A 23,182-nucleotide genomic window follows, 5' to 3' on the forward strand; every position below is an offset into this window, starting at 1 on the left:
TATTAATACTATAATATTCCTATAATCAATAAATAAGGAGAGGCTTTATGAAGATAAATATAGATGTAAATGAAAGTTATAAAGACCTAGAAGTAGTAGTTAAAACACCTAAAATTACAAATGAAGTAACAAGTATTTTGAAAAAATTAAAGTTACAGCAACAAAAAAATATTATAGGAAATAAAAACGAAAAAATTTATATTTTAAATCCAAAAGATATTTTAATTTTTTACACATCTTCTCAAAAGGTATTAGCTGATACTTTAGAGAATAGCTTTGAAATAAAAATGAAGCTTTATGAAATAGAAGAACTATTGAAAGATACCTCTTTTGTTAGAATTTCAAAGTTTTCTATTGTTAATGTAACTAAAATTAAAAATATAGAATTATCTTTTAATGGATATTTAATAGTAAATCTAATTAATGGAAAGCAAGAATCTATATCAAGAAGATATACGCAAAAAGTAAAAGATTTTATAAAAATGGGAGGTTATTAAAATGAAACTTTTAATAAAATATTTGAAATTACTTTTAAAAGGCATACCTATTGGAGTTTTTATAGGACAAGTTTTCTTTACTATATCAATAGTTTCTTTTAAATTTTCAGTAAATTGGGAATCAATACTTTATGGTAATATAATTTCAGCGCTTATTGGAGCTTACTGTTATGGAACATCAATAACTTATACAATTGAAAAGTGGAGTTTATTAAAACAAACATTAATTCAATGGACTCTATTATTACCATTTTTACCTCTTGCCTGGTACTTAGGTTGGATGCCGCGAACATTATTTGGCATTATATCTTTTATAATAGTTTATATATTAGTTATACTAGGATTTTGGCTTTTTTACAGAGCCAAGTACACAAAATATGTTAATGAAGTAAATGAAAGCTTAAAGGCTTGGAAACCAGATAAATAAAAATAAAATGGCTGTATCAATTAATAATTAATGATACAGCCTTATATATAAATTTTTAACTATTCCATAATATTGTTTTCACTTTTAAAACTAACTTTCTTTTATATACTCTCTTGGACTAAACCCTGTATATTTTTTAAAATTTAGAGAAAAACTCCTATAATCTATATATCCTACTTCCTTTGATACTTCTTTTATTGTTTTACCTTCTTTTAAAAATTCTATAGCCTTTTCCATTCTTATTTTAGTAAGATATTCATTAAATCCTACTCCAACAGTACTTTTAAATCTTCTGCTCAAATATGATTCATTTAAATATAATTGTTTAGCCACATCCTTTAACTTTAAATTATTCATATAATTATTCTTTATAATATCTATAGATTTATCAATACTTCCATCTTCCCTAATCCAATCAGCTTCCTTCTTAAATTCAATATATTTTTCTACTTCTATTAATACAATATCTTTTAAATAATCTATTGTTAACCCTATTTCTTTAATTTCAATATTTTTTTCTTTATTTTTAAAATTATCAATACTTCCTCTTAATTTTAATAAAATATCAAAAGTTATACTTATACATATCTCTTTATCAATTTTATTGTTCTTTAAAAATTTAAATAACTCTTCAATACTCGTCATTATAATCAAATTACTCTTACTACCTAATGCTATATAAACTTTATCTAATTTATCTCTTATTTCTTTTTCTGATACTTCAATGTTAACTTTACTTCCTGTAATTATATTTCCATATCCTAAACAAAAAGTTTCTTCCATTAAATTTTTGCCTTCAATATAACAATTAATTATATTGCTTAATTTATATTGTTTAGTTATTGCAATAGATACCTTCTCTTTTGGTATAATATCCAATAAATATTCAATTGTATTTATTTTTCCTTCTATAACTAATACAATTCTATAATTATGTGGTTTTAATATATAATATTTATTGTTTATTTTTAAATTGCTATATATAGTATCTATTAAATTTTGTATTTCATCATCATCTCTTTTATCAATATCTATAAATATCATTGATACAAAATCATTTTTAAAATAATGATATATATCATTTAAATCAGTTTCACCTCTAACAATATCAAGTAATTTTCTATCTGCTTTAACAACATTATTAAATATTTCAAGATTATTTATAGATTTCTTTATAGCACAAATTAATTCTTCTTCATCTAATGGCTTAAGAATAAAATCTATAACATTTAATTTTATAGCTTTTACTGCATATTTAAAATCATCATATCCAGTTATTACTATTCCTTGAGATTTTGGTAACTTATCCTTTAGTATGTCTAATAATTCAAGCCCATCTATACAAGGCATATTTATATCAGTAATAATAATATCTGGCTTTTCCCTCATGGCAATATCTATAGCTTCTTTAGATTCTGTTGTTGATCCACAAACAATACATCCTATCTCCTTCCAAGGAATAAAAGATTCCATTCCCCTTAATGAATATATTTCATCATCAACTAAAAGAACTTTCTTCATTCGCTGCCTCCCTTAACGGTATTTTTATAACAAATACAGTTAACTCTCCCTCTTTTTCATAACTTATACCATATTTTTCTCCATACTGTATTTTTATTCTAGTATCTACATTATCAATACCTACACCTTCCCCAGTATGTTTACTATTTCCAAGTCCAACACCATTATCTTTAATTTTAAATACTATATCTTTTCCTTCTATTTCCCCATTAATAATCAATTTCCATTTTCCTGATTTATTAGAAAGTCCGTGAACTATAGCATTTTCTACTATTGGCTGAAGTGTCAATCTTACCATTTTATATTTTTTAATTTCTTCATTAATTAAATACTCAATATTAAGTCTATCTTCATACCTAATCTTCTGTATATATAAATAATTATCTATAGCTTTAAGTTCCTCCCCTATAAGAACTTCTTCCTCCCCATTTCTACATAAATATCTAAAAAGTCTTGATAAAGCATTTATCATCTTTATAACTTTATCTTTTTCATCTAATTTAACCATCCAATTAATAGTTCCTAGTGCATTGTATAAAAAATGAGGATTAATTTGAGCTTTTAGCGCATTAAATTTAGCTTGATTTATTAATATTTTTTTATTATAGTCCTCTTCTATAAGTCTATTTATTTCTTGTATCATTGAATTAAATTTATTACAAAGCTCTCCAATTTCATCATTACCACTATATTTAACCTTTATATTACGATTTCCAGATTCAATCTTTTTAATAACCTCACTCATTTCATGTACTGGGTCTGAAATTTTTCTACTAAGATTATAAATAACTATAATTCCTAATATAATTACTATTATTATTAAAATAAAAAATACTTTTATATTATTTAATAATTCATAATATAAATCTTTTTTAGGGATAGTAGATATAACATTAAATTTTTTTCTATTTTTACTTGAATAATAAATTATATCTTTTTTATTAACGACTTTATTTAAATTCTTTCCTACATTCTCTATATGATTTCTATCCACGATTATCTTGTTATTAATATCCGTAACATATACATTGCTATCTTTAAAAAATGTTACATCATCAATATATTGATTAAAATATTTTTCTAAAATTTCAATAACTATGTATCCTATTATTTTTTTGTCATTATCAACTATAGCCTTACCCAAAACTAAAACTACATCTTGATCTAATTCACTATCAAATTTCCTATAAATTTTTTGATGAACTCTATTTTCCTCATCGTCTAAAACCTTATAAAAATCAAAATAAACATCTTTATATATAGGCTTATAGTAACTAGTTGAAGAATATCTACTAATTTTATTTTTATCTATAATATGTATAGGCATCTTCATTGGCATTGTTGAAATTAAAGTTGATGTTATATTATATAGTTTCTGTGTATCTTTAAATCCTTCTTCTTCATTTCCTTTATTACACTTTTTAACTATATCTATTATTTCTTTATTAGAAGCTATAAAATCTACCATATTACTGAATCCAGTCATTGAATTTGTTATATTTTCAGAACTATTTTTAATACTTGATAAAGTAAATTTTTCAACTTCTTCTTTTGTTGAATTATATGTATAAATCAAATTATAAATCCCGAATATTAAAAATGGGCATATAGCAACTATTATAAATGCAATTGTAATTCTATCTTTAAATGTTTGATAACGTTTAACCATAATTTGATTATACATAGAAAATTGTAATTTTTACTTTTTTATAAACTTAATTTACATATTATTAATATTGTGAATGTATAAAACAACTATTATTTCTTTTAAATTTTATATTTTGCTATACAAAAAAGATGTTACAAATTAACTTTATAACATCTTTAATCTTCTATTATCTCAATACTAAAAATAGTATTACTTCTAGATAGTCTACTTATTAAATTACTTATTTTTATACTCCTTGGAATTTCAATTGTATATAAACAACTATCAATATAATCATTTTCTTCATCATTATCTTTAATGTAAAACTCTATATTTTTTATTTTTATTCCTTTTCTCATTAAGTAATCGTCTATATATTCTAACGCTTCTTTTTTATCATCATATGAAACTTGAAGTTTTACAAGATTTGGTTGAATTATAAATTTATTTTGGAACTTTTTTAATGCTCCAAGCACTAATACTATACATACTCCTGAAAGTATCGCTATTACATAATATCCCATACCTATAGCTAGTCCTACACATGCAACTACCCAAATTGATGCAGCAGTTGTAAGACCCTTTATAGAACCTCTATCATGTAATATAGTTCCTGCACCTAAAAATCCAACTCCAGTTATTACTTGAGCTCCTAGCCTTGCATAATCAACCTTTATAACATTACTTAGTTCAGGATGTAATAATATATTATTCATTGCTGTTTCAGCCATATGAGATTGTATTAATGAAACTACAGTAGCTCCTACACAAACTAATATATGTGTCCTAAAGCCAGCAGGCCTATTTTTAAATTCTCTTTCATATCCTATAGCTCCACCTATTAAAACAGCTAAAAATAATCTAATTAAAATATCACTTATAGACATTCTTTTCCTCCTCTCCCCACATTATATATACTCTATTTCTATATAATATTTAAGGTTAAGTAAAAGGAAAAACTAATTTTAAACAATATGAAGAACTTCTGGATTAAAGTTAAGTTTAACTATATCTCCTTCTTCAAAACTTTCTTTTTCTTTAGGATTAGTTACTTCTATACATATATTTTCACCATCAACTTCTACTATATAATCTTGATATGATCCCATAAATGTTGAAGATATAACTTTACCTTTAAGTATTCCTTCTCTTCCAATATCTATTGCCTCTGGTCTTAAAACTATACTGACTTCATCAGAAACCTTTTTATCTCCACTATAATTAAGTTTAAATTTATCATTACCAACTTGGACAATAGCCTTTCCATCTTCTATTTTTTCAATTTTTGATTTTATAAAGTTTACATTTCCTATAAATTGTGCAACAAACTTATTGCTTGGCTTCCCATATATTTCTTCTGGAGTTCCAACTTGTTCTATAATTCCATCTTTCATAATTATAATTCTATCTGAAAGACTCATAGCTTCTGACTGATCATGAGTTACATATATAGCAGTTATTCCTGTTTTCTTTTGAATCTTTCTTATTTCAGTTCTCATATAAACTCTAAGCTTTGCATCTAAATTTGATAAAGGTTCATCAAAAAGCAAGACTCCAGGTTCCATAACTAATGCCCTTGCAAGTGCAACTCTTTGTTGTTGACCTCCTGAAAGCTGATTTGGACTTCTATTTTCCATTCCTTTAAGTCCAACAAGATCTATTATGTTATTTACTTTCTTATTGATTTCTTCTTTATTCATTTTTTTAAGTTTTAATCCATATGCAATATTATCAAATATATTTAAATGTGGAAAAAGCGCATAACTTTGGAACACCATAGCTGTATCTCTTTTATCTGGAGTTAAATCATTTATTAAATCTCCTCCAAGATAAATTTCTCCAGAAGTTGGTATCTCAAATCCAGCAACCATTCTTAGTGTAGTTGTTTTTCCACAACCTGATGGGCCTAAAAGAGTTACAAACTCTCCTGCTTTTATATCTACTGATATATTGTCAACAGCCTTAAATTCTGAATTTTTATTATGACTTAAATATATTTTAGTTAAATTTTTTATATTTACACCTTTGCTTCTTTCCATAATTACTACATCTCCTTATTTTCTATATAACGCTATCGCTTGATTTACTTACACCCATTTTACTTAATCCAAGATACATAAGTGCTATAGCTATATAAACTATTACTATTAATATTGTTGAATATGCTGATGCAACACCAAATCTTCCTGTATCAACTTGTGAAAGTATTGATGCTGTTAATAATTGATACTTAGGTGTAACTAAGAATACTACTGCACTTACAGCTGTCATACTTCTTACAAATGTATATACTAATCCACTAAAAAATGCTGATTTAATAAGAGGAAGTGTCACAGATGTAAATACCTTTTGAGAATTAGCTCCTAAATCTTGTGCTGCTTCTTCTATAGCTGGATCTATTTGTCCAAGAGAAGTTATTCCAGCTCTTATTCCTACAGGTAAACTTCTAACTATAAAAGCAATTACTATAATTAAACCTGTTCCAGTCAAAAGTAATGGCTTTGTATTAAATGCATTTATGTATCCAAGTCCTAATACTGTTCCTGGTACTGCCATTGCTAAAAGTGATACAAATTCAATATATCCTCTTCCTATAAATCTTTTTCTTGCAACTAAGAATGCTATAACCATTCCTATTATTCCTGTTATAGGCGTTGCCCAAAGTGATAATATTGCAGTATCTTTAACTGATTCAAAACCTAAATCAAAAACATATTTAAAATGTTCTAAAGTTAATGAGTAATCTACTCCCATTACTTTAAAGAAACCACCTAAAGGTATTAAAATATAAAATGATAATACAAATATAGTAACTAATAAACAAAATATATCTATTGGCCATACTATATGAGAATCTTCAATTACTATTCTTTCTTTTGCTGCCTTACCTGTTACTGTTACATATGATTTTCTTTCAATCCAAAACTTTTCTAATACAAATAAAAGTATTGAAAGAACTAAAAGTATAACTGCAACTGCAGCTCCACCACTCATATCATAATTTCCTATAGCTTGCATATATATCTTAGTTGCAAGTGTTGAGAAACTTCCTCCAATAACCATAGGATTTGAGAAGTCTGCTACTACTTCAATAAATGTTAATAAAAATGCATTTGCAATTCCAGGTAACATAAGAGGTAATGTTACTGTTTTAAAAGTTACCCATCTTGATGCCCCCATGCTTCTTGAAGCTTCTTCTAAAGCTGGATCAATCTTTTTAAGTAATCCGATTAATAACAAATATGCTATTGGGAAAAATGTCATTGTTTGAACCATAACAATTCCTTTAAATCCATAAATATTAGCATTTGTCATTCCAAATAATTGTCTAGTTATAAGTCCAAATTGACCAAATAGCATAATTGCAGATAAAGCCAATACAAAAGGCGGTGATATTATTGGTAATATTGACACCAATTTAAATAATTTTTTAAAATGTGATCTTATATATGCATCTGCATATGCAAAAATAAATCCAATTACAGTTGATAATACCCCAACAGTAACCCCAAGCTTTATAGTATTCCAAAATGTAGTTCTAAAATCCAAATCATTTAAAACCTGTTTATATGATGCAAAAGAAAACTCTCTACCTGCATCTATAAAACTTACCTTTAAAACTGAATATAAAGGATATAATATAAATATTGATAATGAAATTATAAGAAATATTATTGTAGTTAACAGTATTGGATCCCTCCAAATTTTTTTCATATCTCTTAATTCATGTTTTAATTTTAACTTTCTAGTACATATTGACATGATTATTTTCTCCTTTCAGAGTATAAAATTAAGTAAATTTAAATAGGACAACATACTAGTTTTATCTAGCATGTGTCCCTTAAAAATTATTTTTTAATTGCTTTGTTCCACTCTTCTACTAGCTTACTTCTATTGCTACCTGCCCATTCTAAATTGTAATTTATAAGTTTAGTATCTTTTATTTCTGCTGCTTGACTTGGAGTATTTGCAGCTGGATTAGTTAAGAATTGATATGAACCAACACTTTGTCCAATTTCTTCACCTTTTTTAGATAAAACAAAATCTACAAACTTTTTAGCTCCCTCTTGATTTGGAGCACCCTTTAATATACCAACTGCACCAACTTCATATCCAGTACCTTCACTAGGTGCTGTTAAAACTAAATCTTTCATACCTTCTTCTCTATACTTAATTGCATCATGTAAAAATGATATACCAACCATTACTTCTCCTTGTCCTGCCATTCTAGCTGGAGCAGTTCCTGATTTTTCATATGACTTAATATTTTTATTTAATTTAGCCATATATTCCATTCCTTTTTTCTCTCCCATAAGTTGAACAATTGTAGCAAGCATTGTATATGCTGTTCCTGATGAACCTGGATTAGCCATAGAAACTTGTCCTTTAAATTCTGGTTTTATTAAATCTTCCCAACTCTTTGGAGCTTTTATTCCCTTTTCTTTTAATAATTTAGAGTTTGAAGCAAATCCTAAATACCCAACATAAATTCCAGTCCATAATCCTTTTGGATCTTTATATTTTTCTGGTATTTCTTTTGCTTCTGGTGAATTATAAGCTTCTAATAATCCTTCATCTCCAGCTTGAACAAATGCGTCTGCTGGACCTCCAAACCAAACTGAAGCTTTAGGGTTATCTTTTTCCGCTCTTATTCTTCCAAGTATTTCACCAGATGACATTCTTACTGCTTGTGCATCAATTCCAGTTTCCTTCTTAAATTCTTCAACAGCCTTTACCATGTGATCTTCCATAAGTCCACAGTAAATTGTTAAACTTTCATTTGATGCCTTTTCCTCATTTTTACCTGAGCCGCATCCTACAAATAAACTTAAGCTCATTACCGCTGAAAGAGTTAATGCAATTAAACTTTTCTTTTTCATTATTATTTACCTCCTAAATATTTCATCTACTTTTATGTTAACGTATTCATTTTGATTGATATAAAAAAGGTAAGTTTTAATTACTTAAAAAGTAAAAATTTATTACATCTAAGAGATTATTAACCTATAAATTATATTTATTATAGTTTTTTTAAGTTAATTTTTTAAAAATACTAAACACACAAAAATCTCTTAATTTTTTATAAATCTTTTCAACAAGATATATTAATGAAGTAAATAAAAACTTAAAAACTTGGAAATCAAATAAGTAAAAAGGCTTAACTTTTTAGTTAAGCCTTTTTTAATATATTCTAATTTTATAAACCTCTTATTGTACTATAAATTAAATCTGCTTCTTTATATAATTTTTTAAATTCATTATAAGCTTTGCCATTACTTGTATCTAAAAACATAACTGGAGCATATCCCATAGCGTAATCTACTCCATTTATAGTTTTATATCTAATTGAATCAAGAGTATTATTTTTTAAGCGTCTAGCTATACAATATAATGGTTGTCTTGTATTTTTCCCATCACTTACAAATTCAAAGTTTACCCCTTTTAATTTTCCTTCATTATATTCATATACTTCATAATGACCTTTCCAATCTCCTGGTAATTCCATTTGTATTCCTAATTCCTTATTTACATAATGTATATTACTAGTTGAGTTTTTTTCCGTATTAATAGAATCTATTTTTTTTCTATTTTCATTTGAATTTACTATATTATTATTTTTTGCCTTTTCTTCTTTAGCCTTTTTCTCTTCCTGTTTTAATTTTTCTTCCTTCTTCTTTTGTTCTTCTAATTTCTTTTTTTCTTCTTCAATCTTTTTATTAAAAGTAATTTTTAATTTATCTAGCTTTTCTTTTTGTTCTTTTGTAGCATCTTGCATTTTTATATTATTTATCTTATCTTTTACTTCATATAATTTATTATTGTCTAATAAATTACTAATTAAATTCAAATTATTATTTATATTTTTTATATTATCTTCTTTTATTTTTATTTCATCTTTTAACTTTTCAATATCATCTTTAATTTTATAATTATTATATTTTGATGATATCTCTCCTATAAGTTCATTAGCCTTACTTAAATTATTTTCTTCAAAATTCTTTTTCGCTTCTTCATAGTTATTTATTATAGCTTTTAAACTTTCAGCTTCTTTATTTTCTTTATCTAATTTTAAAACATTATTAAAATTTTCTAATGCCTCTTTGTAATGTCTACAGTTTAAGTTATTTACACCACTTTCCATGTTTTTCTTAATTTCTTTACTATTACATCCAAATAATAAACTTGATGCTACTACTATTAATATTATTGATGTAATTAATCCTTTGTGTTTTCTTTTCAAAAAATTTCCCCCTAATTTTTATAATATAATTACCAAGCAATTATACCATTATTCTACATTTTTCTATATTAAATATAATAAAAAAGACTTACCAACAAGTAAGTCCTTTAATTATTAAATCAATATTTATTTATTAAATACCTTAGGATTGTAGCCCCTATCAGTTACATATCCAGCCTTTGACCAAATATTTAACTTATTTTCCTTTGCATAATCTTGAGCTTCTTTTAATTCATTTAAGTGTTCTTTATCCTCATATATATATCCAACTCTTGCAAGACCATTCGCTACTAATGCTTCATTGAGCATTTCCCATTTACCATTATTATTATAATAAATAAATCCTAAACGTCTTCCATATTTATCTGATTTTGATTTTCCATATTCTATATAAATTTTTGCTCCCTTTTTTAAAGCATCTTTTGTAAATTGCTTTGCCTTTTCACCAAATGGTTGGACAGGTGTATTAGGCTTACAAGTTTCTGGGGTATCAACTAAAAGAAATCTAACCTTAATCTCTTTATTATGTTCTTTTACAACTATAGTATCTCCATCAACTACCCTTTCAACTGTTGCCTCCTTTGTATTTGGAGGTTGATTTTTATATTGCTTTAAATTATATCCATTTGAACTGGAATTTGAATCATAAGCAGCCTTTTGCGATACAGTGTTATTATTTGTTTTATCCTTTACACTACACCCATTTAATATGATTGTACTAAATATAGAAACTATTACTAATAAAGTTCCTATAATTCGTTTAAATCTATTATTCATCATTAGTTTCTACTCCTTTATAATATTTTTTTAAACTACATAATTATTATAAATCAATTTAATTTATAAAAATTAAAAATATATTTAATCATTTTTAATTTTCAAATATATAATACCTTTACATTAAATAGAATAATATTACTTTATTAAAATATTACCTTAAATTAAGTAAATTTTATAAAATTAATGCTAAATATTAAATAATATTGTATACTTATTTTAATCATTTTAAAAAAATCAAAAAAATACTAAGGAGGAAAAAATAATGCAAGTTTTAATTGGAACAGGACTTTTATTATTAGTTTTAGGTTTATTTACATTATTTAGTTACAAAGCCCCCTATGGAATGAAAGCAATGGGTGCATTGGCTGGTGCTGCATGCGCAAGCTTTTTAGTTGAGGCATTTCACTCAGCTTTTTTCGGTAGTATATTAAATATTGAATTTTTAAAAAAGGTTGGAGATTCAAATGGCAGTTTAGGTGGAGTTGCTGCTGCTATCCTTGTACCACTAGCACTTGGTGTTTCACCTATATACTCAGTATTAATAGGTTTATCATGTTCAAGTTTAGGTATATTACCAGGATTTATTGCAGGATATTTAATGTCATTTGTAGTCAAATTTCTTGAAAAGAAATTGCCTGGTGGCTTAGATTTAATTATTATAATTATATTTGCAGCACCACTTACTAGACTTATAGGTGAATTAACTACACCTTTAGTTAATTCAACATTATTAAACATTGGACAAGTATTAATAGCTTCTGCTAATTCTAATCCAATAGTAATGGGAATAATTCTTGGAGGAATAATTACAGTAGTAGCAACTGCACCACTTAGTTCAATGGCACTTACAGCTATGCTTGGACTTACAGGTGCTCCAATGGCAATAGGTGCATTATCAGTTTTTGGATCATCATTTTTAAATTTTATTTTATTTAAAAAGATGAAATTTGGAAGTAAAAAAGATACAATATCAGTTGCTATAGAACCATTAACTCAAGCTGATTTAATTTCAGCAAATCCAATTCCTATTTACATAACAAATTTTATAGGAGGTTCTCTATGTGGTATTATAATTGTTTTAATGGGACTTACTAATATGTCTCCAGGTACAGCTACTCCAATTGCTGGATTTGCAGTAATGTTTGCATATAACCCTGCTTTTAAGGTATTATTAACATCTTTATTTTGTGTAATTATAAGTATATTTAGTGGTTATTTAGGATATTTACTGTTTAAAAATTATAAAATTCATACAGCTGATGAAATTAGAAAAAATTCTTTAGAACCTGAAGAATTAGCTTAAAACATTTAAAACTAAAAAGGATGATAATATTATCATCCTTTTTTATTTAATACCCTAAAAATACATTTTAATTTTTAAAAATACGTTTATTTATAAAGAAAACTTATTAATTTAATAAGACATCCTAAAAATAAACAACCATATATCACCATTAGCATTTCCAAATTAATAAAACCAAACCATGAATATATAAATATAAATCCAAGACCTAAAACTATAAGAAATTCAGATACAATATCAACTATAGAAAAACCTACTGACCTATTTTCTAATGACTTATTTTCTAATACTTTACTCATAAAAAACCTCTCCTTTATACCATTTTTATATAGAGCATTTTTAAAATTAAGTATTTATTAAAAATCATACACATAAATAACATCAGACTTTTAATAATTGGCTATAATATAGAATTTTAAATGCTTTTTAGTAAACATAGTTTACTATAAGTATATATTATATATTTACAAATTCAACCAGTTAATCGTTTATTTAATTTAAGTTTAATAAATTTCTTTTTTTATTAATTAATTTTTAATTAATATATAATTTTTTATTTAAATTTTATCATTTTGATAAATATATTTTATATCTTTTATTAAACATACTAATTTAAAAGTAATATTATTAATTTTGATATTTTTCTTTTTCATTACTACTACTTAATCCATTTATCCAAATATGATTAAATATAGTACTAAAAAATATTTTTCAATAGTTCTATTAAAAATATGTACATTCTTTCTACCTATTCTATATCCATATGCTCATTAATCGTATGAACATTAAATATGTTAGGTCCAAAACTTATTATTTCAATATCACTTGATAATTTTTCTTTAAATATTCCACATTCTAATCCAGCATGCAATGCTGTTACTGTAGGCTCCATATTAAATAATTTTATATATATTTCTATACTTAAATCTTTTATTTTTAATTCAGAATTATATGGCCACTCTGGATATTCTCCATTTTTTTAATTTCAAATCCAAAAGCTTTGCCCATTATATCAATCTTATTTATAATTTCATATAACTTACTTTTCAATGAACTCCTTAAATCAATTTTAAAAATTATTTTATTGCTTTCTGTTTTAATTATTCCCAAATTTAAACTACTTTCAACTAATCCATTAATATCTTCGCTCATTGTTTGAATTCCATCTGGTATTAAAACTAGGAAATCTATTACCTTATTTGTTATTTCTTGCGTAAATTGTTTTTCTTTATTTTCCTCAACATTTTGATTTATATTAATAAATAACCCTTCATACTTATATTCATCCCTAAATATTTTCTCTATGTGTAAACATATTTTTTTGATATTATTTATTTCACTCTCGTTAGAACTAATTATAGAACAGCAAAAGTTTGGTATAGAATTATACTTTTCTCCTCCATTAATTGAAATTATATTTATATCAAGTTGTTTGTTTAATTCAAATAACAATCTTCCCATTAATTTATTTGCATTTGCTCTTTTTCTAACATTAATTTAATATTTATATTAATACCAAAAATTTTTAAACTTAAATATTTAATTTATTTCAATTCATTTTTAGCTTTTTCTGGGATTTTTGATATATCTACTTCCTCAAATCCTTGTATTTCATTTGTATTTTCAATAGAAGGTTCTTTTACACTTACTTTTAAATATACATCTTTTTTTAATTCTTTATCTCCTAATGTAGATATATTGACCAATATTTTTTGTCCATCATTATTATATGCTGGCACATTGTTATATTCATAATAATGATCAATTACATTTTTATTATCTTCTAATCTATATGTTTCTTTTCTTTCACCATTTCCAACTATTTTTACATAATATTTCTCAGTACCTATCTCCCTAAATTTAATTGAACATCCAGTTATTGAAAATATAACTGATATTAATATAAAAACCGTTATTCCTACTTTTCTCATAAGTATTTCCCCCATATATTTAGCATTTAATATTTATTTATATAATAAATGCTAAATATTAAATTAGAATAAAGATTATATATAAAATGTCTTAAATAAATTAATTACATTATTTAATTTAAAATTTATTCTTATAAAAAATGATAAATATATAGCTAAAATATAAAAAAACAATCAAAGATAATACTGCTGAATTATTAGATAATTTATTTAGCTAAAAGGAGACTAAATTTACTCAAAAAACTTTTAGTCACCTTTTTTATACGTTTTTGAACAAAATAAAATGGCTTAAACCTCAAGGTTTAAGCCATCCTCTAAACATATGTGGCACTCCCAACAGGAATCGAACCTGTATCTATCCCTTAGGAGGGGATTGTTCTATCCATTAAACTATGGGAGCTTACTATTTAAATTTTATTATAGTAATATAAATATGTCAATTTAAATAGTAATATTTTTACAAACAAAAAGATGACTTAAAGCCATCTTTTAATTTATTGTTCAACATTTTTCTTTGTTCTTAATACTGTTACAACAGTTGCAAGTATAGGTACTGATAACGCAATTGCGCCTGCTGATATTAACCATTCCATTGGTGGTATCTTAGTAAGTGTAAATATCTCTCTTCCTATTGGAGTAATAAATCCAAGAAGTATTATTCCCATCATTAAAGTCACAAGTCCAACTTTAAATGGTGTTATAGGAAGTGCAACCTTAAATAATATTACAAGACTCACTCCTGCAAGCATAAGTACTGCAAGCGTTCTTGCAAGCTCTAATGATGCACCAAAATGATTATATGATATTACAAATGTTGCTGATACAAATATTGCTATAAGCACTCCGTTTGGAATACTAGCAGTTAATATTCTTCCTAAGAAACCTTTTTTAACTCTTTCTTTATTAGGAAGCATAGCTAAGAATAATGCTGGTATACCTATTGCACAACTTCCTATAAGTGAAAGCTGTATTGGTTGTATTGGAAATGGTAAAAGTAATACTGAGAATACAACAGCTAAAATTATTGAGTAAGTTGTTTTTGTTAAAAATAATTGTGCAACTCTCTCTAAGTTATTTATTTGTTGTCTTCCTTCAGCAACAACCTTTGGAAGTGCACTAAAGTTTGACTTCATAAGAACTAATTGTGATACAGCTTTTGCTGCATCTGAACCATTTGCCATTGCAATTCCGCAATCTGCTTCTTTAAGTGCTAATACATCGTTAACTCCATCACCTGTCATAGCTACAGTATGTTCATTTTCTTGAAGTGCAATTACTAAAGCTTTCTTTTGATGAGGTGTAACTCTTCCAAACACACTATATTTTTCAACTTCATTTTTAAGATCTTCCATATTATCTGGTAATTCTCTTGCATCTATGTAATTTTCTGCGCCTTCTACACCAGCTCTCTTAGCTACTGCAGATACTGTAACAGGATTATCTCCTGATATAACTTTTACTTTTACACCTTCTTCTTTAAAGAATTTTAAAGTTTCTGGTGCATCTTCTCTTATTATATCTTCAATTAAAACTATAGCGGCTTCATTTATATCTGTTAAATTTTCATGCTTTAATGTTTCAAGATTTGATTCTGCTAAAATTAATACTCTTCTTCCTTTTTTAGCTTCATCTTCTACTTGCTTTTTAACATTTTCATATTTGTCTCCCATAACAATTTCAGGAGCTCCAAATACCCAAGTTCCTTTATCTTTTGTAACTATACCTCCCCATTTTCTCTTTGATGAGAAAGGTACCTTTTCTACTATTTCAATATTTGAATCTTCTTTATATTTATCCAATATAGCTTGTTGAGTTGGATTTTTGCTTGGAAGATTGTGTGAAATAGCTGCTAAAATATCATCTATATATTTATTATCATGCTTTGATACATTTTTTACATCTATAAGCCTTAAAGCGCCTTCAGTAATTGTACCTGTTTTATCTACACATAATACATCAACTCTCGCAAGAACTTCTGTTGCTGAAAGCTCTTGAACTAATGTATCATACTGAGAAAGCTTTATTATAGCAACTATAAATGTTGCACTTGTTAAAAGCACTAATCCTTCAGGAACCATTCCTATAATACCTGATACAGTACCTATAACAGCATCTTGCCAACTAGACTTTATAAATATAAGTTGAGTTGTTGCAAGCAATATACCAATTGGAACTATTAGTATTAAAAGCACTTTAAGTATTTTATTTAATGAATTTTGAAGTTCTGAATTTGTTATTTTAAACTTTCTAGCCTCATCTGCAAGTTTTGATGAATATGTATTTGCTCCAACTTTAGTTACTTTCATATACCCATCACCTGCAACAACAAAACTTCCTGATAAAAGTTTACTTTCTTGTCTTTTATGTATTGGATCTGACTCACCAGTAAGCATTGATTCATCAACTTCTAACTCATTACCTTCATATAAAATACCATCTGCAAGTATTTGATCTCCAGTTTTTATATATATAATGTCGTCTTTTACTATTTCTTCTATTCCTATTTTTTTAAGTTTTCCATTTCTAACAGCCATACAGTTTGCTTCACTTATAACAGATAACTTTTCAATTATATTTTTTGCCTTAACTTCTTGTATTACACCAATTAAGCTATTTACAACTATAACCCCAGCAAATATTGCGTTCTTAGGTGAACCTGCTATTATTACTGCTACAGCAAGAACTAAGTTTAAAGCATTAAACATAGTAAAAAAGTTTGATCTTAAAATCTGTAAAAATGTTTTTGATGGAGCCTTAGGTAGTTTATTTACATCTCCACTTAAAAACCTCTTCTGTACTTCTTTGTCAGTTAGACCTTGTATACCTTCATACTCAAATTTATCTTCAACCATCTTACATTCCATTATATAACTCCTTTATTAAGTTGTGATTTTATATGTATTAGTTTAATTTACTAATCTTAATTTAATCTTAAATTTTTAAGAATATATAATAAATTTATCCTTAAATCCTACTAATACCTTAATTTTTCAACTACTATTAAAGTTCTTTTAAGTTTTTCTCCAACTTATAATACTTATGGAATTTTATATCTAAGTCATTTCTTTCCTTAAGTTTAATATAAAACTTTTTAGCAGAAATTTCACCTTCTGATTCACCAGATATTATCCATCTTTTAATGCCATTATTTGAATTTATTATTTTATTTCCTATTTTGTTTGTGTTAAAATTCTTATGCAAAGGACTTTCTACTATATAAACATTAAAACCTCTTTCTGAAAGTTTACTCATAATTGGTATGTAAGAATTAACATCCTCATCATTCTTAGGATAAAATATATATCCTATAATACCTTCTCTATCTTTAGGAGTTAAAATTACTCCATTATCAAAGTTATTAACAGATACAAATCTTTTATCCACAAGATTTTCTACATATTCTCTATCAACCTGTGAATAATTTATTTTTGAATATATAGATGTCCCTAAAAATAAAAGGACAATAATACTTATAAGAACGGGTTTTAATCTAGTCATACTTATCTCTCCTATCTTATTTATATTATTGCCCAAAATTTTATAATCTCTCTACTTTTTTTATTTCTATTCTACTTGTTTTAATTAAAAATGTTATTTCATATTGTGATTCTTTATTGTGATCCCTAAATAGTCTAACCTTTACATTATAATTTTTGACTTTACTATCATCATTTATTTCTTCTATCTTTATTATTTTTATATTATCTTTATAATATTTTTCCTTTACTTTTTTCTCATAATACATAGCTCTTTCAATATAAGGAAGCAAAAGAGTTATTATAATATTATCTTTATTATCACTGTATTCCTTACATATACTATTTTCATCATCTTCTTTTAAATTTCTATCCATATAATCCTTTATTACCCCATAACATTCTATTTTATTAAATTTTTCTATTTTGGAATTAAAATAAACTATTATTGGAGAATCTAAAAGCTCCTTGTTTTTATAAAAGAATTCATTATCTCCATATACAATAGCCTCTAATGCTAACTTAAGCTCTCTTCTAAAAATCATATCCCTTACACTAGGATCTTGACCATCTATAGGCGGATCTATATGTAAATCCACCTTCAAAACATATCTATTTCCTATTTTAGTCCATTCTCCAAGTACTTCATCTCTTAATGCAGTTATTTTATTATAAGCAAATTTTATACCTATATCTAAATATAACTCACCTGTTATGTCGGAATGAGTTAATGTATACAACCTTGGTATTATAGGTTTATCTTTATCTATATTCTCCATATAATTAACATTCAATTTATCTTTATTAAGAACGCTCATAAATTCTCCTATTTTATTATTTATATTTTAAGTATATGTACTAAAAAAATCTTTAGTTCTTTAAAATTCCTAGAAATTATACTATACTTCTTTTATGGGATTTATTTCTTATTAAAATTTAAAATTCAAGAGAGGATTGGTATTATGCTAAGAACAATACTTTTCTATCCTGGAATAATACTTAGCCTAATTATCGCTCCTTTAGCTTTAATTAAAGTAAAATATTTAGAGCATAAAGGAAAAGATAAAGAAAGAACTGAAGCTATATTTAAAATAACTTCTTCTTGGGCAAGATATGTTATGTGGCTTAGTGGTGCAAAGGTTAAAGTTTTTGGAGAAGAAAATATTCCTAAAGATGAAGCTGTTTTATTTGTTGGAAATCATCAAAGTAACTTTGATATACCTCTTATAATGAGTAGCATTAAAGTTCCTAAAGGATTTATAGCAAAGAAAGAGTTAGAAAAATGGCCAGGCATCAGTATGTGGATGAGATATATACGATGTGTATTTATGGACAGAAGTAATATGAGAAAATCTGCTGAGGCAATAGTTCAAGGTATACAAACCTTAAAATCAGGATATTCAATGGTAATATTCCCAGAGGGAACTAGAAGTAAGGGTAAAGCTGTAGCAGAGTTTAAAGCAGGTAGCTTTAAGTTGGCACTAAAATCAAAAGTTAAAATAGTTCCATTTACTATTAATGGATCATATAAACTTTTAGAAGCAAACGGAGGCAAAATAAAGCCTTCTACAGTGGAAATATATATTCATAAGCCTATTGATACAACTAAGCTATCAAAGGAAGAAATAAGTGAATTACATACTACAGTAAGAAATATAGTAGTATCTGATTTACCAAAAGAGCAACAATAAAGAGGATGGACTTAATACTCCATCTTCTTTTTTAACATTTTTATATTGTTAACAGTTTTTTTGTTATATTTTTCATATTTTTCATTTATACTAGAAAATATTAATAAATTTTAAAACGGAGGTATGCCTTTTTATGAAAAAAATTGTTATAGGTCTACTTATTTTAGGAAATATATTTATAGTATCCGGTTGTGATACTAATTCAAATCAATCAGCTCAAAACAATACAACTACTCAAACAACACAAGAAGCATCACAAAATAATAATCAAACTGTAGTTGATGAAAATAAATCAAATGATAAAACTTCAAAGAAAGAAGAAATAAATAAAGATAAAGTTTCAACAGATTCAAATAAATCAAATAATAGTTCTAATGAATCTACTGATAAAATTAAAAAAGATAATAATTCAAAAAATACTAGTTCAAATTCAAATAAAGTAGCTTCAACTGAAACTACTAAACAGGCTCATAAAAATACTCCAAGTAATAATAAAACAGTTGAAAACAGAGTAAAAGAAAAAACTAAAAATAATGAGTCAACTCAAGATGCAATGACTCCATATTACGGAACTTGGTCAATAGATAAAGTAATTGGTCATACTTTATATTCAACAAATAATACAAGTCCATTAAATAAAACATTAGTTATTTCTAAAAATAAATATGTTAATAATGCCTTTAATGTTGAAATTGATAAACCAAAATATTTAATAACAAAACTATCTGAGAAAGATTTCTGTAAAGGCTATAAAATGGAATCTTTAAAAGGAACTGGACTTAATGAAGGTCCTATTACAGCTTTAGATATTACAAGTTCAACAAATCCAAACAGTGATTTTGATGAACTTTATATTCAAAATGGATATTTAGTATATTTACAAGATGGAGTATTCTTTAAATGTAGCAAAAATTAAATAAAAATAGTATCGACATTGTCGATACTATTTTTTTATACTACTGCTTTTACCCATTTTCCTGATTTTAATCTTATAAATTCAAATATTATCTTAACTATTTCTTCTAAACATATTAAGAAATAAACTGCTGTTACAGGTAAATTTAAAATTGTTGCCCCTATAAATGCAATAGGAACTGCAAATCCCCATACAGTACCAGCTTGTACCAACATTGAATATTTAGTATCTCCACCACCTCTAAATATTCCAATTATCATAACTATATTAAAAAACCTTATAGGACAAAATACAGCCATTATATATAAAACTCTAAGAGTATCAATATATGTTTTATCAGTAACATTAAAAGGCGCTACTATAAGTGGTGCTAAAAATACTATAGAGAGACCTATAATTAATCCTATTATAGGTGAAATTATTCCTATCTTCTTTGAATAATCAAGTGCAACATCTTCTTCATCTGCTCCAATTTTATTACCAATCATAATAGATGCTGCAGTTGCAAGTCCAATACAAAGAACCATAAACATATTATTTAATGTAGTTGCTATTTGCATAGTAGCTACTGCACTTGTACCAATTTGTGCATAAGCTATTGAAAAAGCAGTCATCCCAAAAGACCAAACAAGTTCATTTAATATTGTCGGAGTTGCTGTATTAAAATATTTTTTAACAAACATCTTATTAAAATTTGTAAGTTCCTTAAAACTAGAAGCTACTTTATTTTTCTTAATATAAACTACTGATATTATAAATATCATCTCTATTCCTCTAGCTAAAACTGTAGCTAAAGCGGCACCATTTACACCTAGTTCTGGCATACCTAAATTACCAAATATAAATAACCAATTTAAAAATGCATTACTTAAAACCCCAATTAAACTAGCATACATTGGTATATTAGGTTGCTGAGTACTTCTCAACACTGATGAAAAAGCCATAGTTAAATTAGTGAATATATAGCTTATAGAAACTATTTTTAAATATGAAGCTCCAAATTTTATAACACTTGAATCATTTGATAATATACTCATTATATTTTCTGAAAAAAATATAGCTCCTAATCCAAATAATACTGTTGCTCCAATACCAACTAATATATCAAGCCCTAATACACTCTTTATATTTTTTAAATCCTTCTTCCCCCAATACTGTGCCATAAATACACTCGCTCCTGCATTAATTCCTGTTAATGCAAGCATAAAAATGAAGAAATATTGATTTGCAAGACCTACTGCTGCAATAGCATCCTCTCCAAGTTTTCCTATCATAAGATTATCAACTAGATTTAATGATGATGTTATAAAACTTTGAAAAGTTATTGGCAATGCAAGTATCAACATTGTCTTTATAAATTTCTTATCTTTTAGTATTCCTTTCATTTATTCATCCCTTTCCATATGCTAAAAAAGTTGCTTTTTATTATGTTTAAATCTTCTTTTTTAGCTGTATTAACTTATAATAACTATAGGTTTTAAACCTTTTACACACTAAAAAAGAGCCTACGGGTAGTCCAGCCGCCCATCTGCTCTCTTTTTAGAATCTATAAATATTTTGAATTGATGCCATTGAATATTTTCTAATATTAAATAAAATATGTCAATAGTTAATATTTTGTTTCGTAATTATTTATATTTTATTAACCTATTGTAATTTTTTATTATATTTTCCTTTTAATTTAATATATGTATTTTTATTGTATTAAGATTAAAGAAAGTCAATATCAATTTATAAAAATAATAAATTTTTTATTATTGAATTTTATTACATTTTTATAAAATATTTACTTTATTTTTATTTTCTTTTTTCCCTGTTTTTCACCGTATTTTTACACTTTAATACCATTTTTTCTCCCTCTGTTTTATTTATATGTCTCCCTGTATTTATTTTTCTCTCTCCCTCCGTTTTATTTGATTGCTCAATTAGGTTATATACTTAACTTTTTTTATTAATTGCTGTACAATATAGAAGTTATTTTAATATTTTTTAATCAAAAGGTGGTGTTTTTATGACTATGCAAAAGCTTTTAAGCAAAACTAGACAAGCCATTAATGATTTTGATCTTATTCAAAACGGAGATAAAATAGCCGTAGGCCTTTCTGGTGGTAAAGATAGCTTAACTTTATTACATATATTAAAAAATTATCAAAGATTTTCACCTGAAAAATTTGATTTAATAGCTATAACTTTAAATCCTGGTAATGTTGATAATTCCCCTCTTCATGAGCTTTGCAAAAATTTAAATATTGAATTCCATGAAATACAAACTAATATAGCTGAAATTGTATTTGATATAAGAAAAGAAAAAAATCCTTGTTCTTTATGTGCTAATTTAAGACGTGGTGCTTTAAATGATAATGCAAGACGCTTAGGATGTAACAAGATAGCTCTTGGACATCATAAAGATGATGCTATTGAAACTTTTATGTTATCTATTTTCTATGAGGGAAGAGTTAACTGTTTCTCACCAAAAAGCACTATGGAAAAATATGGAGTTACTCTTATAAGACCTATGGTTTATATAGAAGAATCTATGATTAAAAAAGCTGTTCGTGATTACAATTACCCAGTTATAACTAATCCTTGTCCTGCTGACGGTAAAACTAAAAGAGAAGATTTAAAAAATCTAATAAAAACTATGAATAAAGATATCCCTGGATTTAAAAAAAGCTTATTTAGCGCTTTAAATAATTCCAAACAATTATTTATATGGGATAAAAATGAAATTAGGAGGATGTAAATTTGTCT

22 protein-coding genes and 1 tRNA gene are annotated in these 23,182 nt (G+C 25.8%); 6 read left to right on the top strand and 17 right to left on the bottom strand.

Annotated elements, in window-relative coordinates:
* Positions 1–47: 47 nt before the first annotated feature.
* Both O212_RS0106100 and O212_RS0106105 read left to right on the top strand, forming a co-directional pair.
* Positions 48–497, top strand: coding sequence for a LytTR family DNA-binding domain-containing protein (locus tag O212_RS0106100; protein ID WP_024614247.1), 450 nt, complete (start codon positions 48–50; stop codon positions 495–497).
* Position 498: 1 nt separating this feature from the next.
* Positions 499–924 carry a DUF3021 domain-containing protein gene (locus tag O212_RS0106105; RefSeq protein WP_024614248.1) on the top strand — a complete coding sequence of 142 codons (426 nt, stop codon included), beginning with the start codon at positions 499–501 and terminating at the stop codon, positions 922–924.
* Between the two features lie 90 nt (positions 925–1,014).
* On the opposite strand, the gene O212_RS0106110 is transcribed toward O212_RS0106105, so the two are convergent.
* The 8 genes from O212_RS0106110 to O212_RS0106145 all read right to left on the bottom strand — a co-directional run bounded on the left by O212_RS0106110 (position 1,015) and on the right by O212_RS0106145 (position 11,114).
* Positions 1,015–2,445: a response regulator gene (locus O212_RS0106110; RefSeq protein WP_024614249.1), complete on the bottom strand. Its 1,431-nt coding sequence runs from the start codon at positions 2,443–2,445 to the stop codon at positions 1,015–1,017.
* Positions 2,423–4,114, bottom strand: a complete 1,692-nt coding sequence (locus O212_RS0106115; protein WP_160166404.1) for a histidine kinase — start codon at positions 4,112–4,114, stop codon at positions 2,423–2,425. Before O212_RS0106115 ends, O212_RS0106110 begins: the two co-directional genes overlap by 23 nt.
* A gap of 155 nt (positions 4,115–4,269) precedes the next feature.
* Positions 4,270–4,980 (bottom strand): MgtC/SapB family protein, encoded by a 711-nt coding sequence (locus O212_RS0106120; protein WP_024614251.1) that lies wholly within the window; start codon positions 4,978–4,980, stop codon positions 4,270–4,272.
* A 78-nt stretch (positions 4,981–5,058) separates the two neighbouring features.
* Positions 5,059–6,132 (bottom strand): ABC transporter ATP-binding protein, encoded by a 1,074-nt coding sequence (locus tag O212_RS0106125; protein ID WP_242829561.1) that lies wholly within the window; start codon positions 6,130–6,132, stop codon positions 5,059–5,061.
* 22 nt (positions 6,133–6,154) lie between these two features.
* Positions 6,155–7,855, bottom strand: a complete 1,701-nt coding sequence (locus tag O212_RS0106130; RefSeq protein ID WP_024614253.1) for an iron ABC transporter permease — start codon at positions 7,853–7,855, stop codon at positions 6,155–6,157.
* Positions 7,856–7,941: 86 nt separating this feature from the next.
* Entirely contained in the window at positions 7,942–8,973 is a 1,032-nt protein-coding gene (locus tag O212_RS0106135; protein WP_024614254.1) for an ABC transporter substrate-binding protein, read from the bottom strand.
* Between the two features lie 317 nt (positions 8,974–9,290).
* Positions 9,291–10,334 carry a hypothetical protein gene (locus O212_RS0106140; RefSeq protein ID WP_024614255.1) on the bottom strand — a complete coding sequence of 348 codons (1,044 nt, stop codon included), beginning with the start codon at positions 10,332–10,334 and terminating at the stop codon, positions 9,291–9,293.
* A gap of 126 nt (positions 10,335–10,460) precedes the next feature.
* On the bottom strand, positions 10,461–11,114 hold the full coding sequence (locus O212_RS0106145) for a thermonuclease family protein (RefSeq protein ID WP_024614256.1): 654 nt from the start codon (positions 11,112–11,114) through the stop codon (positions 10,461–10,463).
* A 262-nt stretch (positions 11,115–11,376) separates the two neighbouring features.
* Here O212_RS0106145 and O212_RS0106150 point away from each other — a divergent pair, with 262 nt between their 5' ends.
* Positions 11,377–12,417, top strand: coding sequence for a PTS sugar transporter subunit IIC (locus O212_RS0106150; protein ID WP_024614257.1), 1,041 nt, complete (start codon positions 11,377–11,379; stop codon positions 12,415–12,417).
* Between the two features lie 86 nt (positions 12,418–12,503).
* Here the strand turns inward: O212_RS0106150 and O212_RS0106155 are convergent, their stop codons facing one another.
* The 8 genes from O212_RS0106155 to O212_RS17085 all read right to left on the bottom strand — a co-directional run bounded on the left by O212_RS0106155 (position 12,504) and on the right by O212_RS17085 (position 18,642).
* Positions 12,504–12,716, bottom strand: a complete 213-nt coding sequence (locus tag O212_RS0106155) for a hypothetical protein (RefSeq protein ID WP_024614258.1) — start codon at positions 12,714–12,716, stop codon at positions 12,504–12,506.
* Positions 12,717–13,165: 449 nt separating this feature from the next.
* The gene (locus O212_RS16650) at positions 13,166–13,309 is read right to left on the bottom strand and encodes a hypothetical protein (RefSeq protein ID WP_160166405.1); all 144 of its coding nucleotides are present in this window, start codon (positions 13,307–13,309) and stop codon (positions 13,166–13,168) included.
* Between the two features lie 44 nt (positions 13,310–13,353).
* The gene (locus O212_RS15950; RefSeq protein WP_278244692.1) at positions 13,354–13,914 is read right to left on the bottom strand and encodes a peptidase dimerization domain-containing protein; all 561 of its coding nucleotides are present in this window, start codon (positions 13,912–13,914) and stop codon (positions 13,354–13,356) included.
* A gap of 47 nt (positions 13,915–13,961) precedes the next feature.
* Positions 13,962–14,348, bottom strand: a complete 387-nt coding sequence (locus O212_RS0106165) for a YxeA family protein (protein ID WP_024614260.1) — start codon at positions 14,346–14,348, stop codon at positions 13,962–13,964.
* 325 nt (positions 14,349–14,673) lie between these two features.
* Positions 14,674–14,748: transfer RNA gene (locus O212_RS0106170), tRNA-Arg, on the bottom strand.
* Between the two features lie 94 nt (positions 14,749–14,842).
* A complete protein-coding gene (locus tag O212_RS0106175) occupies positions 14,843–17,212 on the bottom strand; it encodes an HAD-IC family P-type ATPase (protein WP_024614261.1) in 2,370 nt (789 codons plus the stop codon).
* A gap of 136 nt (positions 17,213–17,348) precedes the next feature.
* Positions 17,349–17,846 carry an alpha/beta hydrolase gene (locus tag O212_RS0106180; RefSeq protein WP_024614262.1) on the bottom strand — a complete coding sequence of 166 codons (498 nt, stop codon included), beginning with the start codon at positions 17,844–17,846 and terminating at the stop codon, positions 17,349–17,351.
* A gap of 40 nt (positions 17,847–17,886) precedes the next feature.
* Positions 17,887–18,642 (bottom strand): staygreen family protein, encoded by a 756-nt coding sequence (locus O212_RS17085; protein WP_024614263.1) that lies wholly within the window; start codon positions 18,640–18,642, stop codon positions 17,887–17,889.
* A 144-nt stretch (positions 18,643–18,786) separates the two neighbouring features.
* On the opposite strand from O212_RS17085, the gene O212_RS0106190 reads away from it, so the two are divergent.
* Together O212_RS0106190 and O212_RS0106195 are read left to right on the top strand one after the other, a co-directional pair.
* The gene (locus O212_RS0106190) at positions 18,787–19,515 is read left to right on the top strand and encodes a lysophospholipid acyltransferase family protein (protein ID WP_024614264.1); all 729 of its coding nucleotides are present in this window, start codon (positions 18,787–18,789) and stop codon (positions 19,513–19,515) included.
* Between the two features lie 133 nt (positions 19,516–19,648).
* Positions 19,649–20,431, top strand: a complete 783-nt coding sequence (locus O212_RS0106195) for a hypothetical protein (protein ID WP_024614265.1) — start codon at positions 19,649–19,651, stop codon at positions 20,429–20,431.
* Between the two features lie 35 nt (positions 20,432–20,466).
* Here O212_RS0106195 and O212_RS0106200 read toward each other — a convergent pair whose 3' ends face one another.
* Positions 20,467–21,816, bottom strand: a complete 1,350-nt coding sequence (locus O212_RS0106200) for an MATE family efflux transporter (protein WP_024614266.1) — start codon at positions 21,814–21,816, stop codon at positions 20,467–20,469.
* Between the two features lie 632 nt (positions 21,817–22,448).
* On the opposite strand from O212_RS0106200, the gene O212_RS0106205 reads away from it, so the two are divergent.
* Positions 22,449–23,174: an ATP-binding protein gene (locus O212_RS0106205; protein ID WP_035279222.1), complete on the top strand. Its 726-nt coding sequence runs from the start codon at positions 22,449–22,451 to the stop codon at positions 23,172–23,174.
* Positions 23,175–23,182: the final 8 nt, after the last annotated feature.

The organism is Clostridium sp. Ade.TY (assembly GCF_000498355.1).
Lineage (GTDB): Bacteria > Bacillota > Clostridia > Clostridiales > Clostridiaceae > Clostridium.

Coding starts and splice junctions, on each gene's coding strand:
- O212_RS0106100 (WP_024614247.1), top strand. CDS start 48: ATGAAGATAAATATAGATGTAAATGAAAGTTATAAAGACCTAGAAGTA.
- O212_RS0106105 (WP_024614248.1), top strand. CDS start 499: ATGAAACTTTTAATAAAATATTTGAAATTACTTTTAAAAGGCATACCT.
- O212_RS0106110 (WP_024614249.1), bottom strand. CDS start 2,445: ATGAAGAAAGTTCTTTTAGTTGATGATGAAATATATTCATTAAGGGGA.
- O212_RS0106115 (WP_160166404.1), bottom strand. CDS start 4,114: ATGGTTAAACGTTATCAAACATTTAAAGATAGAATTACAATTGCATTT.
- O212_RS0106120 (WP_024614251.1), bottom strand. CDS start 4,980: ATGTCTATAAGTGATATTTTAATTAGATTATTTTTAGCTGTTTTAATA.
- O212_RS0106125 (WP_242829561.1), bottom strand. CDS start 6,132: ATGGAAAGAAGCAAAGGTGTAAATATAAAAAATTTAACTAAAATATAT.
- O212_RS0106130 (WP_024614253.1), bottom strand. CDS start 7,855: ATGTCAATATGTACTAGAAAGTTAAAATTAAAACATGAATTAAGAGAT.
- O212_RS0106135 (WP_024614254.1), bottom strand. CDS start 8,973: ATGAAAAAGAAAAGTTTAATTGCATTAACTCTTTCAGCGGTAATGAGC.
- O212_RS0106145 (WP_024614256.1), bottom strand. CDS start 11,114: ATGATGAATAATAGATTTAAACGAATTATAGGAACTTTATTAGTAATA.
- O212_RS0106150 (WP_024614257.1), top strand. CDS start 11,377: ATGCAAGTTTTAATTGGAACAGGACTTTTATTATTAGTTTTAGGTTTA.
- O212_RS0106155 (WP_024614258.1), bottom strand. CDS start 12,716: ATGAGTAAAGTATTAGAAAATAAGTCATTAGAAAATAGGTCAGTAGGT.
- O212_RS16650 (WP_160166405.1), bottom strand. CDS start 13,309: ATGGAGCCTACAGTAACAGCATTGCATGCTGGATTAGAATGTGGAATA.
- O212_RS0106165 (WP_024614260.1), bottom strand. CDS start 14,348: ATGAGAAAAGTAGGAATAACGGTTTTTATATTAATATCAGTTATATTT.
- O212_RS0106175 (WP_024614261.1), bottom strand. CDS start 17,212: ATGGAATGTAAGATGGTTGAAGATAAATTTGAGTATGAAGGTATACAA.
- O212_RS0106180 (WP_024614262.1), bottom strand. CDS start 17,846: ATGACTAGATTAAAACCCGTTCTTATAAGTATTATTGTCCTTTTATTT.
- O212_RS17085 (WP_024614263.1), bottom strand. CDS start 18,642: ATGAGCGTTCTTAATAAAGATAAATTGAATGTTAATTATATGGAGAAT.
- O212_RS0106190 (WP_024614264.1), top strand. CDS start 18,787: ATGCTAAGAACAATACTTTTCTATCCTGGAATAATACTTAGCCTAATT.
- O212_RS0106195 (WP_024614265.1), top strand. CDS start 19,649: ATGAAAAAAATTGTTATAGGTCTACTTATTTTAGGAAATATATTTATA.
- O212_RS0106200 (WP_024614266.1), bottom strand. CDS start 21,816: ATGAAAGGAATACTAAAAGATAAGAAATTTATAAAGACAATGTTGATA.
- O212_RS0106205 (WP_035279222.1), top strand. CDS start 22,449: ATGCAAAAGCTTTTAAGCAAAACTAGACAAGCCATTAATGATTTTGAT.